Genomic DNA, 15269 nt, shown 5'->3' on the forward strand with positions numbered 1-15269 from the left:
AATTATTTGGGAAGACAGGAGGTCTCCGCATGTAACCTCCAGGTGGGAGCCTCCGGTGCAACATACACCGCAACTAATACCCCCACCTCTTTGAGACCATGGATAAATCTTCCCTCCTCAGCATCCCCTTCGCTAAAGGGATATTCCAGTTTGTAGCCAAGCTCATGAACAAGAGTCCCCGCCATCACCCCTTCTGCCTGATCTAGATGACTGTCGACATCAGTGGTCTTACGTTCGTCGTCAGCGGTGACTCGCAGCACTCGCTTGAACTTGTCCTTGTCGCAAGGGATGTCCTTGTCCGGACGCTGCAAGATGCGAAGTTTCATTAACGGGTTTTTGAAGACATCGTCTTTCTCCAGACGTTGTGCGTCCTTCTGTAGCTCCGCTGCCGCTTCCTTCAGTGAAGGCTCTGAAGTACATCCCGATGCTGCCATCACCAACGTCAAACTGACGGCCATTAGCCAGGCGAAACGCATTCAGTACCTCCGGGGATGACTGGGGCCGGGACGTACCCAATCCTTACCCACTTGGCTCGTCTTCGCCACACCCTTCCCATATCCATTCGTCAATAAGGGCCTCCTTAGCGTTGGTCGGCAGGCTCCACCCGTCGCCGTCGACCTCGGCGGAGGCATGTCCTCGCGGATCGGAGCCGCGATCTTCCAGCCGGAAACTTGTCCACTATGGTTTCACACTTCGGGTGCTTTCTAATTTTTTGACCGAGGCGTTAGAGGGCGCTATCGCATTCATGTGCGCCCTGATCCGTTTCTGGCCGAGAAGGTGGTGAACTACTTTTTATCGCACTGTCATGAGGAGAGTTTCTACGCCTAGACCGACCTATCAGTAGTGGAGCGGCTACGGGATTGGCAATCCAAGCCAGATCGGATGATGACAGCCGTTGGTCTAATTGGACTGAATTCAGCCTCGCCGATCGAATAATAAGTCCGCTTTTTCTAATTCGAGAGGAAATATGATGGATGGTGTGCCGCCTCCCGACTCCGGGTCTCCTCGCGTACGGTTCGGCGCCGAGATGCGTCGGCTACGGGAGGCCGCAGAGCTCTCGCAGGCCGCCGTGGCCTCCCGCCTCGGCTGCACCCAGACGCAGATCAGCCGCCTGGAGAAGGCCACCCGGACCCCGTCAAGGTCCGACGCCGGACGACTGGACCGCCTTTTCGAGGCGGCTGGCAACGTCTCCTTAACCCGGCTCTACCAGAGCCTCGTCGCTCAGTCCCGCAGCCCGGCCTGGTTCCACGACTGGGCGGAGGAGATCGAGCCCACCGCCCTCGTCCTCCGCTCCTGGGACCCCCTCCTCATTCCAGGCCTTCTCCAGACGGAGTCCTATGCTCGTTATCTTTTCGGCCAGGCTCCTCAGATCACCTCTGATGAGGTAGAGGAGCGAGTCCAGGCTCGCCTGCGACGGCAGAAGATCTCCAACAGAAAAACCCTCCCCTCTTCCTCGCGCTTATCGACGCGGGCGTTCTGCGCCGTAAGGTGCAATACCTGAATCGGCACTGCTCCTCAGCCCGTGATACTGGATTTGCCGTTCTCGATGTGTCCCATCAGGCGGCGGGCGAAGGCGGCGTCGCCGGCCACGGTGACCAGCAGGTCGTACCATCCGAGCGCGGTCTGCCACGGCACTCGGGCACTGCCCCGGCCCGCGAGCCGGAGGGTCTGCGGCGCTCCGCCGTACGCCAGGGGCGAGATCGTGACGTCGACCGGCGACTCATCGCCGTTGACGACGGTGATCTCGATCGTCCGCGTATCCGCGTCGATGACGCTGGTCAGCTCTATCGGGTCATCCGTCCCGCCCCGGAACTCCCGGCGGAAGCCGTTCGGCCCGGTGAGAACGAGGGCGTACGTGGGGCACGGGAAGTAGATCACCTCACGGGCGTGGCCGAGCACGTCGAAGTGGAGCGGCCGGGCGAGCTCTCCCATGTAGCCGTACAGCGCCAGGTGGGCGCTCTCCGTACCGGCGTTGCTCATCGTGATCTCGACGGCGCGCCCGCGGATCCGCGCCGAGGCGTCGGGCCGGTACGGCAGCGCGCGGGCGGGTTTGGTGCCCGGTTCCTGGTCGGGCATCCGCTGCTCGGCGGGGACGTCGGGATACCAGCGGCCGACGGAGGCGCTCTTCGAGGCATCAAAAGCAGGCGTCTCCACCGCGGGGCGCGCCTGCGGGGCGGCGAAGTCGAAGGCGGAGGTGAGATCGCCGGCGACGGTCCGCCGCCAGGCGCTGATGTCAGGGGCCTTGATTCCGAGCCAGGTCTCCAGGAAGCGGACGGTCGAGCTGTGGTCGAACGTCTGGGAGCAGACGTAGCCGCCCACGCTCCACGGTGACACGACGGTCATCGGGACGCGCATGCCCAGCCCGAGGGGCCGTCCGGCGACGAACTCCCCCGGGGTGCCGTCCGGTGGGACGGGCGGGGGGACGTGGTCGAAAAAACCGTCGTTCTCGTCGTAGGTGATGAAGACCGCCGTGTTCGCCCACACCTCGGGATGCGACGCCAGGGCGTCGAGAACCTGGTAGATGACCTTTCCGCTCTCGACGGCCGAGGACCCCTCCGGGTGTTCGGAGTCGGCGAGCGAGGTCACGACGTAGGAGACCGCCGGAAGGCGCCCCGCCGCCACGTCGGCGGCGAACCACTCCCCCAGCCCGCCCGTCCCGGTACGGCGGAGCGCCCGGTCGTAGAGCTCGCGGTCGGCCGGATCGAGACGCGCCGCCTTCTCCTCCAGCTCGGCGAGCATCGGCGCGGGGTCCTCGGACGCGCGGACCTTCTCGTAGAAGGAGTGCATGCTGGTCTGCCCCAGCTTCGCCATGACCGCCTTGAAGGCGGCGAAGAACTCAAGGTTGTTGCACTGGTAGTTGTCCCACTCCTGGTAGACCTGCCAGCTCTGCCCGGCCTGGGTGAGCAGTTCGGGCACCGTGATCCAGGAGTAGCCAGGGTGCCCGTCCTCCTCGCAGGCGCCGTTGTCGACGGCCCGCTGCTCGGTGCCCGGCTCGTAGCCCGTGTATCCGGAGACGTGGTAGTTGCGGTTCGGCGTCGTGGAGGTCAGCAGCGAGCAGTGGTAGGCGTCACAGATCGTGAACGTGTCCGCCAGCTCGTAGTGGAGCGGGAGGTCCCGGCGGTCGTAGTACGCCATGGTGGAAGGGCCCTTGTTGGGGACCCAGGCGTCGTTCCAGCCCATCGCCCAGGCGTTCTGCGTGCCGAGCCAGGTGTGGTCGTGGGTGTCGAGCAGCATCGGGTCGGCCCCCGCGCGCTCGGCGGCCTCCCGTACGGGGAAGGGCAGCACCCCGTCCTGCTCGAAGGCCGGCCTCCAGGCCCGGGTGGACACCGCGTTGCGGTCCCCGTAGCCGCGCACGCCGCGCATGCGGCCGAAGTAGTGGTCGAACGACCGGTTCTCCTGCATGACAAAAACGACGTGCTTGAGGTCGGAGATGGTGCCGGGCGGAGCGGGTCGCTCCAGCAGACGTGTGAGGGAAGGGGGAAGTGAGGATCTTGCCGGCATCGATGCGTCCCTTTGGCGATATTTCGGGCAAGCATCAACCTAACAACCCGGCCTCTCCCGTCACGCGCCCGGACCCACCCGCGTGAGCCCTACCTCCGCCGTCCGCCCCGCTTGCCCTGGCTCTGGAGGCGATCCCTCCGCCGTCCACCCCGCTCACCCTCGCTCTGGGCGCGCTCCTTGCGTCGTCCCAGTAACCAGCCCAGTCCCAGGATCGCCAGACCGATCGGCGTACGTGCCAGCCAGCGCACCACCACGACCTTGAAGAATTTTTTCATGGGAGCGCCTCTACCCTCCAGGAGGCGAAACAGGCACGACGATGGCCCCGCCGCCTACCGGACGGGGCCATAACACGGCCGGACCATACCGCGGCCCGCGCCAACCTGCGGTTACCGCGTCGCGGTGGCCAGTGCCGCGCGGATGGCGTCCTCGCCGACCGGCCGGCCCTTCTCGTTCGAGAACGGCCCGTACGGGGTCCCCCACACCGGCGTGCCCGTCGCCTGCCGCCAGCTATCGGCCAGCGGTCCCGCGTCCACCACGCCGTACCCGATGGATTCGATGAGTTCGGTCACCGCCGCCTTCGCCGGCGCGGAGTCCCCGGCGATCGGCAGGTACGAGCGGTCGGCCGCCCCCGCCGAGCGGGCGAGTGACAGCAGGTGATTGAAGAAGATGTCGTTGAACGCTTTCACGACCATGGCGTCCGGGATGTACCGCAGCAGCAGCTCGCTCGAGGTGAGCGGCCTCGATGGCGAGCCGCGCGACGGTACTGCCGATGTATCCGCTTCCGATGAATCCCACAGTCGTCACATTCTCCGCGTCCCTCCAGAAGAGCCGCATCCCTGCCATTTGCCGGACTCGTTGCGATTCGGGTCCCTGCCGTCAGCCGGCGGAGAAGTAATGGCCGTTGTCCAAATCGGCGAGCAGGCCGGGCTGAGCGGGTTCCCAGCCGAGGGTCCGGCGGGTGATGAGGTTGGACGCCGGGTAGTTCTGCGTGACTATGTTCGCGAGGAACCCAAAGTATCCCGGCACCATCAGTACGTCCGCGGGAACGCTCACGGCGGGCAGGCCCAGACGGCCGCCAATGGCCTCGGCGATCTCGCGGAGCGGGATGGCCCCGTCCCCAACCGCGTGCCAATATTTGCCGGCCGGCCCCTTCTCCAGCGCCAAGCGGAACAAGGAGGCGACGTCGCGGACGTGCACGGCGTTCCACAGGTTCGCGCCGTCTCCGGGGTAGCCGACGAAGCCCTTCTCCTTCGCGAGCGCGATCAGCTGCACGAGGAAGCCGGCACGATCGGTCGTGCTGTGCGCGATGTTGGCAATCCGCACGACCGAAGACCGCACTCCCCGCTCGGCGAGACCGACTACGGCGGTTTCCACGACGTTACGAACCCGCAGGGTGCCCTTGTACTCATCGCCGCCGGGAAGGGCCGGGTCCTCCTCGGTTGCCGGCCGGCCCAGGTTCCCGGGCGAGCCGATGCTCCCCGCCGCGACCAGCGGCTTTCCGGTTTCCGCGAGTGCCTCGCCGTACGCGAGCATGATCGGGAGCTCCGCGGCGGCCACGGCGTCGATCCCGCCGGACGGAAGCAGGTCTTGCCTGTGTGCGACGTGGATGACGCCGTCGGAGTCCGCGGCCGCCTCCTTGAGCCCGTCGAGATCCTCGAGGTCGCCGCGACGCACCTTCGCGCCGAGTGCGGACAGCGCCGCCGCAGCCGTGTCCGACCGGGCCAGGCCGGTGACCTCGTGCCCGGCGGCGATGAGCTCGGGGATGATGTACGAACCGGAATGGCCGGTCCCGCCAGTGACGAAAACGCGCACGCTACTGCTCCTTGTGAATGATGTGGCGCGAGAAGTGGTGGTGCGGGTGCGCTCAGCTGCGGGCACGAGCCCGGTTGGCGTCCTTCTGCGGGCCGGGTTTGTTCTTGCCCTTGTACGGCGTGGTCACCCGTTCCCCGGTCTCGTCGTAGCGGGGCTCAGCCGGTAAATTCGTTGACGCCGAGGGCGAAGTCCCAGTGGCCGACCCCGTTGCCGGCGAGGCTCACCGTGACCAAGCCCACCCCTTCCAGCCAGTGCGCCATTTTCAGGCCGCCGACGTCCAGCGGGCGCAGCCCCAGGCTCTCGATGAATGCCGCCACGCCCGCCTTGGCCTGCGCATCGTCGCCGGCGATGAAGACGTTGGGCCGGCCCTTCTCCAGGACGTTACGGAAGATGGTGTTGAACGCCTTCACCACGCTGGCGCCGGCCGGGGCCACCTTGGCGACTTCCTGCGCGATCGAGGTCTCCTCGCTGTGGGCCAGTCCGTCGAACGTGGCGTTGAAGGGGTTGCTGATGTCGACGATGACCTTGCCCGCGAGGGCGTCCCCGTAGTGGGCGACGGCCGGAACGACACCGTCGTACAACAGGGCCGTGATGACGACGTCCCCGGCCGGGACGGCTCCCCACTTGCCCGTCGTCGCGCCGCCGCCCAGAGCCTTGGCCAGGTCATCGGCCTTGGACTGATCGCGTCCCATGACCTCGACGGTGTTGCCGCCCGCCACCGCGAGCGTGCCGATGGTACGGGCCATGTTCCCCGTACCGATGAGGGTGATGCCGCTCATGAGGTGTGCTCTCTTCCTGTTCTCGAGGTGTCGCTCTGTCTCGTTCGTGCCGGGTCAGGCGCGGGGCGTCGGCCGCGACGTTTCTGGGCCGACTGCCGCACGCGAATTCGGCGCCCGCGCAACACTTCGGCGTGTTGCGGATGTCCGCGTTCGAGATCAGTTCGTTGTGGCGACGGGGTTGTTGTGGGGTGTGCCCGCGGCATTCCTGGTGTGTGGTTCAAATGGCGGTGGTGCCGCCGTCGGTGACCAGTTCCAGGCCGTTGACGTAGCTGGAGTCGTCGGAGGCGAGGAACAGGGCGACGGTGGCGATTTCTTCGGGGCGGCCCATCTTTCCGCGGGGAATGAGGGACTCGAATGCGGCCTTGGTTGCCTCGTCGAACAGTTCTTCCTGTTTGGCGGTGGCGACCTGGCCGGGGGTCAGGACGTTGACCCGGATCTTGCGGTCGCGCAGTTCGTTGAGCCAGACGCGGGCCCAGGCCTGCTGGACGGCTTTGCTTCCCGCGTAGAGGCTCCAGCCGGGGAAGGCGCCGAGGGAGGCGTTGGATCCGGTCATGAAGATCGAGCCGTTGTCGTTGATCAGCGGCAGTGCCTTCTGCACGGTGAACAGGGTGCCGCGCGCGTTGAGCCAGAAGGCGCGGTGGAACTGTTCCTCGGTGATCTCGCCGAGGACGGCGGGTTCACCCATCCCGGCGCTGGCCCACAGCACGTCGATCGAGCCCTTTTCCCGCTTGACGGTGTCGTACAAGCGGTCCAGGTCGTCCAGTTCGGCCGCGTCACCCTGGACGGCGGTGATGTTGCGGCCGATCAGCTTGACGGCGTCGTCCAGTGCTTCCTGCCGCCGGGCCTGGATGAAGACGTGCGCTCCTTCCTCGACGAACAGTTTGGCGCCGGCCAGTGCCATGCCGGTGGATCCACCGGTGATCACCGCTACCTTGCCATCGAGCTTTCCCACGATCACTCCGTTAAATTGAGTTGAATTGATGGATATCCGAAACGGTTCGGTTCAAGAACAAATGACGCGATGGACCGCGCTCAATTCATGATGTGCTCATTCCGGTTCTGGACCTGCCATCAAGTCCCGATGCCGAACTCTTATATCGAATTCGCTCCGGCCCTATTAGGCACCTTTTAAGGGTGCCATTGGCCTGAGTGGGTGTCCAAGACCTCTTTCAGCCGTTGCGATACCCTGAAGGCATTGCCGAACCGGGGGGTTCCATGGATCTGGACCTGCGCAAGTTGCGCTACTTCGTCGCCGTCGCCGACAGGCTGCACTTCGGCCGCGCCGCCGATGAGCTGCACATCGCGCAGCCGGTGCTCAGTCGGCAGATCCGCGCGCTGGAACAGGATCTCGGCGCCCCGCTGCTGACAAGAGACAGCCACGGCGTGGCGCTGACCGACGCCGGCAGGCAGCTGCTGACCGACGCCGGCCCGCTGCTGGCCTCCGCGCACGCGGTCCGCCGCCGGGTGACCGTGGCCGCCCGCGGCAGCCGGCGGCTGGCGGTCGGCTTCCGGACCGGCATCCCGGTCATCCCGGCGGCTCGGGCGTTCGAGGCCCGACATCCGGACGTGGTCGTGGACGTGCAGCGGATCGAATGGGACGACCAGGCCCCGATGCTGCTCGACGGCCGCATCGACGTCGGCTATGTGCGGCTGCCCATCGACGAGACCGGCCTGCGCGTGACCCCGCTGTACACCGAGCCGCTGATGGTGGTGCTGCCCGCAGGCCACCGGTTGGCCGGCAAGGAGGAGGTCACCGAGGCCGACCTGGCCGGTGAGCCACTGGTCTGGCATGCCGACCCGAGCACGCATCCCACCAGGCGCCCGCACCTCGACTCCGGGCTCCGGGTGCGCGGCGTGGAGGAGAAGCTCGAGCACGTCGCGGCTGGCCGGGGCATCTCGTTCGTGGGGCGTTCGGAGACAGTGTTCTACTCACGTCCGGACATCAGCTACGTACCCATCCCGGAACTCGCGCCCGACCAGGTGTGCCTCGCGATGGCGGCATCGCGCACCTCGCCGCTGGCCGACGACTTCTTCACCGCGGCGCAGGCGACGGCCGAGATCACGGCAGAATGTGGGAACTACGATTCGGGTGCGGCTGTTCTGAAGGGGCGCTGAGACAGCCGGTCACCTGCGAGTTCCGCAACCTGGGTGATCTTGAGGGGCTCCTTCCCGCTACGTTCGTGGGTGCTTGAAGTCCATGAACCACAAGAAGGAGCCCGGTGTCACACCGCGCGATGCACCCGGACCAGCAGGCGTTCGAGGCCTCCCGCGCGATGTGATCGGTTGTCCGATCGTCCCGCGCCCCCGGCGTCGACAAGCGCAAGGTCAGCCGATGTCCCCATCTCGATCAGACGAACGAACGCCTCCGCTTCTCGGTCTGTGGTCCGGGTCGGGACGGCGACCCACCACCGCGACCCTCGCGACCCCGGAGTGTCGCGAGGATCGCTGGCGTCCGCCGTACGGGCGGGGCCGTCGGGGTTCTACCGGGACGGCGTCCCGTTGGACACCGCGCCTGCCACCGGGGCGTACCCGGTGGCCCGGGTGGTGAAGGTTCCCCTGCCCTGGGTACGGCTGCGCAGCCGGGTCGCGTAGCCGAACAACTCGGCCAGCGGCACGGTCGCGGTGATCACCACCGTGCCCGCCCGCGCGGTCGAGCCCAAGACCCGGCCGCGCCGTGCCGCCAGGTCCCCCAGCACCCCGCCGACGGCGTCGTCGGGCACGGTGACCGTGACCTCGACCAGCGGTTCCAGCAGCACCATCGCGCTGGCGCGCAGTGCCTCCCGCAGCGCGAACCGGCCGGCCGCCTGGAACGCCATCTCCGAGGAGTCCTTGGGATGGGTGGCTCCGTCGGTCAGCGTGACCCGCAGGCCGGTCACCGGATGGCCCCCGAGGGGACCCTCGGCCAGGGCGTCCCGGCAACCCGCCTCCACCGCCCGGACGTACTCCCGCGGCACCCGCCCGCCGACGACGGTCGAGCGGAACACGAAGCCGGCCGTGCCGCCGTCGTCACCGGCGTCGTCCAGCGGTTCCACATCGAGGACGACGTGGGCGAACTGACCGGCGCCTCCGTCCTGCTTGACGTGCCGGTACAGCAACCCGGACACCCCGCGGACGACCGTCTCCCGGTAGGCCACCTGCGGCCGGCCGACCCCGACCTCGAGCCCGTGGGCGCGACGGATCTTCTCCACCGCGACCTCCAGATGCAGCTCGCCCATCCCCGACAGCACCGTCTGACCGGTCTCGGGGTCGGTCCGGACCACCAGCGAGGGATCCTCCTCGACCAGCCGGGCCAGCGCCGACGCGAACCGGTCGGTGTCGGTGCTCCTGCGGACCTCGACCGCCATGGAGACCACCGGGTCGGCCACGGCCGGCGGTTCGAGGACCAGCGGCGCCGCGGGGGCGCACAGGGTGGCCCCGGTGCGGGCCGTCTTCAGCCCGACCACCGCGACGATGTCCCCGGCCACCGCCCGGTCCACCTCCGTGTGCCGGTCGGCCTGGACCCGCAGGATCCGGCCGATGCGCTCGGTGCGCCGTGCGCCGGCGTCCAGCACCGCGTCCCCCCTCTCGATCGTCCCCGAGTACACGCGCAGGTAGGTCAGCCGCCCGGTGGCGGTCGAGTTCACCTTGAAGACCAGCGCGGCGAACGGCGCCGCCGGGTCGGCGGCCCGCTCCTGCACCGTGCCGCCCTGGGTGCCGCGTACCGGCGGCACGTCCAGCGGCGAGGGCAGGTAGGCCACGACGGCGTCCAGCAGCGGCTCGATCCCGCGGTTGCGGTAGGCCGATCCGCACAGCACCACCACGCCCTCACCCGTGCGGGTCAGGTCGCGCAGTGCGACGGCGAGGGTCTGTGCGGAGATCGCCGACTCCGTGCAGAACTCCTCCAACGCGATCGGGTGCAGTTCGGCCACCGCCTCCTCAAGGAGCCGGCGACGCCGGTGCGCCTCCTCCCGCAGGGCGTCCGGCACCGGGCCCTCCCTGAACGTGCCGCGGTCGTCGGCCCAGACCAGCGATCGCATACGCAGCAGATCCACCACTCCGGTGAACCCGTCCTCCTGCCCGATCGGCAGCTGGACGACCAGCGGGGTCACCCGCAGCCGCCCCCGGATCGACGCGACCGCCGTGTCGAGGTCGGCGCCGGCGCGATCCAGCTTGTTGACGAAGGCGATCCGCGGCACGCCGTACCGGTCGGCCTGCCGCCACACCGACTCGCTCTGCGGTTCGACACCCGCGACACCGTCGAACACGGCGATCGCGCCGTCGAGCACCCGCAGCGAGCGCTCCACCTCGTCGGAGAAGTCGACGTGGCCGGGCGTGTCGATCAGGTTGATCCGGTGGTCGTCCCAGGCGCAGCTCACCGCCGCGGCGAAGATGGTGATCCCACGATCGCGCTCCTGGGAGTCGAAGTCGGTGACGGTCGTGCCGTTGTGCACCTCGCCACGCTTGTAGGTGGCGCCGGTGACGTACAGGATCCTTTCGGTGATGGTGGTCTTGCCCGCGTCAACGTGGGCGAGGATGCCCAGATTGCGGACGCCGGTCAGTGGGTCGGTGAGATGACGGTGCAGGTTGGTACGCACGGTCCATGCCCTTCAGGACGATCCAAAGAGGACGGCGCGTTTCCCGGACGACATGGCCTGAGGTCAGGCCATGCGGAAACCCCTGAGGCGGTGCGACCGCGTCGGGACATGCTTGACCGGTTGGCTCAGCACCGGCGGATCAGGGGTCAGGCGTTCGTCACGGGCGTCCGGTGCCGGCCGCGCAGCCGGCATCGGGCATCAACGAAGACACCAGGATCACCTCGTACCGTGACCGGGGAATGACAACAGCGGTGCGATAGCGCACGGCCGGCTCCCCTCACTCGTCAAGGCGCGCGCCGCGAGTCGTGGCGTCGCGTGGTTCATGGTTCGTGGCGAGTGTACTGAAATCGGTGTGGACGGGAAACCGATTTCTTTCACCGGCGTAAGCGCATGCTTATGTACGACCCGGTCGCGTCCGGCGGCGCACGAGTCGATCTCCACGTAGATCCGCACCCCGTGGTCCGCGCTTCGGTACGGCCGGCGTCTACCGCGGGTAGTCGAAGAAGCCGGAGCCGGTCTTGCGGCCCAGCCGGCCGGCGGTGACCAGTTCCCGCAGCAGCGGCGGCGGCGCGTACAGCGGTTCGCCGAACTCCGCGTGCATCGCCTCGGCGACCGACGCGACGGTGTCCAGGCCGATCAGGTCGGCCAGCTCCAGCGGGCCGAGCGGGTGCGAGCAGCCCAGCTTCATGCCGCGGTCGATGTCGGCCCGGGTGGCGTGTCCCACCTCGACCATCCGCACCGCCGCGAGCAGGAACGGGATGAGCAGCGCGTTGACGACAAAGCCACAGCGGTCGGCGGAGCGGATCACCTGCTTGCCGAGCACGTCCGCGGCGAAGGCCTCGGCGACGGCCACGACGCGTTCGGCGGTCCGCTCCGCGGGCACCACCTCGACCAGCGGGAGCACCTGCGCCGGGTTGAAGAAGTGCATCCCCACCACGCGCTCGGGGCGCTCGGTGCACTCGGCCAGGGTGGCGATCCGCAGCGAGGAGGTGTTCGACGCCAGGATCGCGCCGGAGTCGGTGAGCGCGGCGTCGAGCGCGGTGAACACGCTTCGCTTGAGCTTCTCGTCCTCGGTGACCGACTCGATCACCAGTTGCCGGTCGGCGAGGTCGGGAAGCGCGTCGGTGAACGAGATCGCGGCGAGGGCCCGTTCGCGGGCTTCGGCGGTGAGCTTGCCCCGGGTGACGGCCCGGCCCAGCGACTGGGCGATCCGCCGGCGGCCGGCTTCCGCCGAGCCCGCCGAGGAGACCGCGACCCGCACGTCCAGGCCGGCCTTGGCGCAGAGTTCGGCGATGCCGGCGCCCATCGTGCCGCAGCCGACGACGCCCACCCGGGTGATGCCCGCTCCGGTGCTCCCGGCCGCGCTGCTCTTCACCGCGGTGTTCTCCGCTCCCGTGCTCCCCGCCGCGGTGTTCATCGCGTGGCCGTCCACCGCAGCAGGGCCGCGCCGAGCGACATGCCGCCGCCGAACCCGGCGAGCAGCACCAGGTCGCCGTCGCGGAGATGCCCGCCCCGGTGGGCGGCGTCGAGCGCGAGCGCGACCGACGCGCTGCCGGTGTTGCCGTACTGCTCCAGCGTCCGGTGGGTGTGCGCGTGATCCAGACCGGCGAGGGTCACCAGCTCGCTGAGCAGCACGCCGTTGGCCTGGTGCGGTACGAAGTGGTCGACGTCGGCCAGCCGGTGACCGGTCCGCTCGACCAGCGTCTTGACCGCGCCGGGGACGTTCTCCATGACGAAGTCCCGCACACCCCGGCCGTCCATCCGGAAGAAGTGCTCACCGTTGTCGACGGTCTCGTGGGTGGTCGGCATCCGGCTGCCGCCGGCCTCCACCCGGATCAGTCCGTGCGCGGAACCGTGGCTGGCCAGCTCGACGTCGAGGAAACCCCCCGACGGCACGGCGCCGACCAGTGCCGCCCCGGCGCCGTCGCCGAGCAGCACCACGGTCTTGCGGTCGGTGACGTCCAGGATCCGCGAGTACACGTCGGCGGCGATCACCAGCGCGTACGCGTCCGGCTCCTGGGCGACCAGTGCCCGGGCCAGTGCCAGGCCGTAGACGAAGCCGCTGCAGACGACGTTGAGGTCGAAGCACGCGGCGCGGTGCGCGCCGAGGGCGTCCTGCACCAGGTAGGAGGTGGGCGGCTGCGGCGAGTCGGGGGTGGAGGTGGAGACGATGAGGTACCGCAGCGCCTCGGCCGGCAGCCCCGCCTGCTCGAGCGCCTGCTTAGCGGCCTCGACCGCCAGGTCGGAGGTGGCCTGGTGCGGTGCGGCGTAGCGGCGGGCGACGATCTGCGTCTTCCGCTCGATCCACTCCGGAGTGACGCCGGCCGGACCGGCGACGTCCGCGCCGGTCACGATCTGCTTGGGGACGTAGGATCCGGTGGCCAGAATTCCGATCGCGCTCATCGTCACACCCGCGCCGTCGACGCGTAGCGGCGCCACGAGGTGAGCCGTTCGACGCCGATCCGTTCCCGGGCCTCCGGATCGGTGACCCCCAGTCCCTCGGCGGGGGCGAGGCAGAGCACGCCGACCTTGCCGACGTGCCGGTTGGTCTGCACCAGCCTCAGCGCCTCGCCGGTCTCCGCCAGCGGGTAGACGTCGGTGAGGATCGGCACCAGGCCGCCCTGCCGGAACAGCCGGGCGGTGTCCCACTGCTCCTGCAGGTTGGCGATGTGGCTGCCGATCACCCGCTTGAGGTTCATCCACAGGTAGCGGTTGTCGTACTGGTGCTGGTAACCGGTGCTCGACCCGCAGGTGACGACCACGCCGCCGCGCCGCACGACGTGCACCGACGTGCCGAACGTGGCCCGGCCGACGTAGTCGAAGGCCACCCGCGGGTCCTCGCCGAGCTCGGCCCGGATCCTGCTGCCGAGCCGCTTGCCGTACTCGATCGCGTCGCCCGTGCCCTCGGCGCCGTCGCCCATGCCGATCTCGCGCCGGTCGATGACCACGTCGCAACCCTGCTCGCGGAGGATCTGCGCCTTCTGATCGGAGCTGACCACCCCGACCGCGATGCCGCCGCCGTTCTTGACCATCTGGACGGCCAGCCCGCCCAGGCCGCCGGTGGCGCCCCAGACCAGCACGACGTCGCCCTGCTTGATCTGCGCGCCGCGGTCGCTGACCAGCATGCGGTAGGCGGTGCCCGCGCACAGTGTGATCGAGGCGGCTTCCTCCCAGGTCAGGTGCGGCGGCTTGGGCACCAGCTGGCTGGCCCGCACGATCGTGTAGTGGGCCAGGCCGCCGAAGTTGGTCTCATACCCCCAGGCCCGCCCTTCGGTGCCCATCATGCCGTCGGCGTGCGAGCCCGGATCCTGGTCGTCGACGTAGGCCGGGCTGACCATGACGTGATCGCCGACGTTCCAGTGCCGTACGCCGTCGCCGACCCGGACCACCACGCCGGCGGCGTCCGAGCCGACGACCTGGTGGGGCAGGTCGTGGCGGGCCGCGTAGCCGCCCTGCCGGGCGAACCGGCGCAGCGTCGTGAACGTCGAGATCGGCTCGAACATCGCCGACCACACCGTGTTGTAGTTGATCGAGCTGGCCATCACCGCGACGACCACCTCGTCCGGGGCCAGCCGGGGCATCGGCACCGACCCGACGTGCAGGGATCGCCGGACGTCCTTGTCGGTCTCGCCGTCGAAGATTCCGACGTCGGAGGCCCGCAGGTGCGCCGCGAGGAAATGCTCCGGGAGCGGGAGCCCGCTGAGTTCTTCCGGCGTGGCGCCGGAGAGCACCGCTTCGGCCAAGGTATCCATGAAAGTCCTCGCGATCGCGATCGGATGTGCGGTCAGCCGATGACGTCGAACGCGTCGACGCCGACGGCGACCGGAACCGGGAAGAAGAACGTGACTGCCGGGTCCTGCGGCCAGAAGACGCCGCTGTGCGGGAAGACCAGCAGCTCGCCGTCACCGCCGACCGCGAGCAGGTCGACCAGGCCGTCACCGCTGACGTCGGTCGCGGCGACCACCACGGCGTCGTCGAATCCGGCGCCCAGGTCGTGCCAGAGTCCGCCGCTGGAGGTGCCGGGGTACTCCCACGCGCTGACCCCGCCGTCGGGGCGGCGCAGCAGCAGGTCCGGCCGGCCGGTACCGGTGACGTCTCCCATCCCGAGCAGTACCGCGCCCGGGTCGATCGTGGTCAGCGGTTCCCCTTCGCCGGGGGCGGACGCCGCGGACAGGCGGACCATGCCGTCGGGCGCGGCGCGCAGCACCTGCTCGGGGCGGCCCTTTCCTGAGCGCACCACGACGGCCTGCGTGGCCTGCGCCGGCTCCGACGCCGCGGGCGGCAGGTCGGCCGCGGTGAACGACTCCGACGCGGACAGCAGGACCTCGCGGCCGTCGGGCAGGCCGCAGAGCAGTTCCAGGCCGCCGTCGCCGCGGAAGTCCCCGGCGGCCAGCACCGGGGCCACGCCGGGAAGGAAGCCGGTGCCGATCCGGACCGGGGCGCCGTAGCTGCCGGGGTCGATGGCTCCGGGGCGGTGCGGATAGCCGAACAGCTCACCGGTGGACCGGTTGCGCACGTACAGCGCGCCGCCGGCGCCGAGCCGCTGGGGGGGCGTCGCCATCCCGGTAAGCGTGTGCATCAAGCTCTCCAACCCGTTGCCGTG

The 15269-nt window shown here is 69.0% G+C and carries 14 protein-coding genes; 2 read left to right on the plus strand and 12 right to left on the minus strand.

Annotated elements, in window-relative coordinates; genetic code table 11:
- Positions 1–2: 2 nt before the first annotated feature.
- A complete protein-coding gene (locus tag DKM19_RS49965) occupies positions 3–476 on the minus strand; it encodes a hypothetical protein (RefSeq protein WP_162641972.1) in 474 nt (157 codons plus the stop codon).
- A 494-nt stretch (positions 477–970) separates the two neighbouring features.
- Between DKM19_RS49965 and DKM19_RS53120 the strand changes: the two genes are divergently transcribed.
- Positions 971–1501: a Scr1 family TA system antitoxin-like transcriptional regulator gene (locus tag DKM19_RS53120; RefSeq protein WP_162641974.1), complete on the plus strand. Its 531-nt coding sequence runs from the start codon at positions 971–973 to the stop codon at positions 1499–1501.
- A 14-nt stretch (positions 1502–1515) separates the two neighbouring features.
- Here the strand turns inward: DKM19_RS53120 and DKM19_RS33860 are convergent, their stop codons facing one another.
- The 6 genes from DKM19_RS33860 to DKM19_RS33890 form a co-directional block, all read right to left on the minus strand.
- On the minus strand, positions 1516–3501 hold the full coding sequence (locus tag DKM19_RS33860; protein ID WP_110701420.1) for a phosphocholine-specific phospholipase C: 1986 nt from the start codon (positions 3499–3501) through the stop codon (positions 1516–1518).
- Between the two features lie 89 nt (positions 3502–3590).
- The gene (locus DKM19_RS33865) at positions 3591–3776 is read right to left on the minus strand and encodes a DUF6203 family protein (RefSeq protein ID WP_110701422.1); all 186 of its coding nucleotides are present in this window, start codon (positions 3774–3776) and stop codon (positions 3591–3593) included.
- Positions 3777–3887: 111 nt separating this feature from the next.
- Complete coding sequence (locus tag DKM19_RS33870) at positions 3888–4187, minus strand: hypothetical protein (protein ID WP_204358360.1); 300 nt, start codon at positions 4185–4187, stop codon at positions 3888–3890.
- 190 nt (positions 4188–4377) lie between these two features.
- Positions 4378–5313, minus strand: a complete 936-nt coding sequence (locus tag DKM19_RS33875; protein ID WP_110701424.1) for an SDR family oxidoreductase — start codon at positions 5311–5313, stop codon at positions 4378–4380.
- Between the two features lie 155 nt (positions 5314–5468).
- The gene (locus tag DKM19_RS33885) at positions 5469–6092 is read right to left on the minus strand and encodes an NADPH-dependent F420 reductase (protein WP_110701426.1); all 624 of its coding nucleotides are present in this window, start codon (positions 6090–6092) and stop codon (positions 5469–5471) included.
- 217 nt (positions 6093–6309) lie between these two features.
- Positions 6310–7044: an SDR family NAD(P)-dependent oxidoreductase gene (locus tag DKM19_RS33890; RefSeq protein WP_110706182.1), complete on the minus strand. Its 735-nt coding sequence runs from the start codon at positions 7042–7044 to the stop codon at positions 6310–6312.
- A 263-nt stretch (positions 7045–7307) separates the two neighbouring features.
- On the opposite strand from DKM19_RS33890, the gene DKM19_RS33895 reads away from it, so the two are divergent.
- Positions 7308–8207 carry a LysR family transcriptional regulator gene (locus tag DKM19_RS33895; protein ID WP_110701428.1) on the plus strand — a complete coding sequence of 300 codons (900 nt, stop codon included), beginning with the start codon at positions 7308–7310 and terminating at the stop codon, positions 8205–8207.
- Positions 8208–8572: 365 nt separating this feature from the next.
- On the opposite strand, the gene fusA is transcribed toward DKM19_RS33895, so the two are convergent.
- From fusA to DKM19_RS33920, 5 genes are all read right to left on the minus strand, one after another.
- Entirely contained in the window at positions 8573–10666 is a 2094-nt protein-coding gene (fusA, locus tag DKM19_RS33900) for an elongation factor G (RefSeq protein ID WP_110701429.1), read from the minus strand.
- Positions 10667–11150: 484 nt separating this feature from the next.
- Complete coding sequence (locus tag DKM19_RS33905; protein ID WP_110701431.1) at positions 11151–12083, minus strand: 3-hydroxybutyryl-CoA dehydrogenase; 933 nt, start codon at positions 12081–12083, stop codon at positions 11151–11153.
- A complete protein-coding gene (locus tag DKM19_RS33910) occupies positions 12080–13069 on the minus strand; it encodes a 3-oxoacyl-ACP synthase III family protein (protein ID WP_110706183.1) in 990 nt (329 codons plus the stop codon). The genes DKM19_RS33905 and DKM19_RS33910 overlap by 4 nt, the downstream gene beginning before the upstream one ends.
- 2 nt (positions 13070–13071) lie before the next feature.
- A complete protein-coding gene (gene ccrA, locus DKM19_RS33915) occupies positions 13072–14418 on the minus strand; it encodes a crotonyl-CoA carboxylase/reductase (protein ID WP_110701433.1) in 1347 nt (448 codons plus the stop codon).
- 32 nt (positions 14419–14450) lie between these two features.
- Positions 14451–15245, minus strand: a complete 795-nt coding sequence (locus tag DKM19_RS33920; RefSeq protein WP_110701435.1) for a VCBS repeat-containing protein — start codon at positions 15243–15245, stop codon at positions 14451–14453.
- Between the last annotated feature and the right edge of the window lie 24 nt (positions 15246–15269).

The sequence above is a fragment of the Streptosporangium sp. 'caverna' genome (genome assembly GCF_003203775.1).
Classification (GTDB): domain Bacteria; phylum Actinomycetota; class Actinomycetes; order Streptosporangiales; family Streptosporangiaceae; genus Streptosporangium; species Streptosporangium subroseum.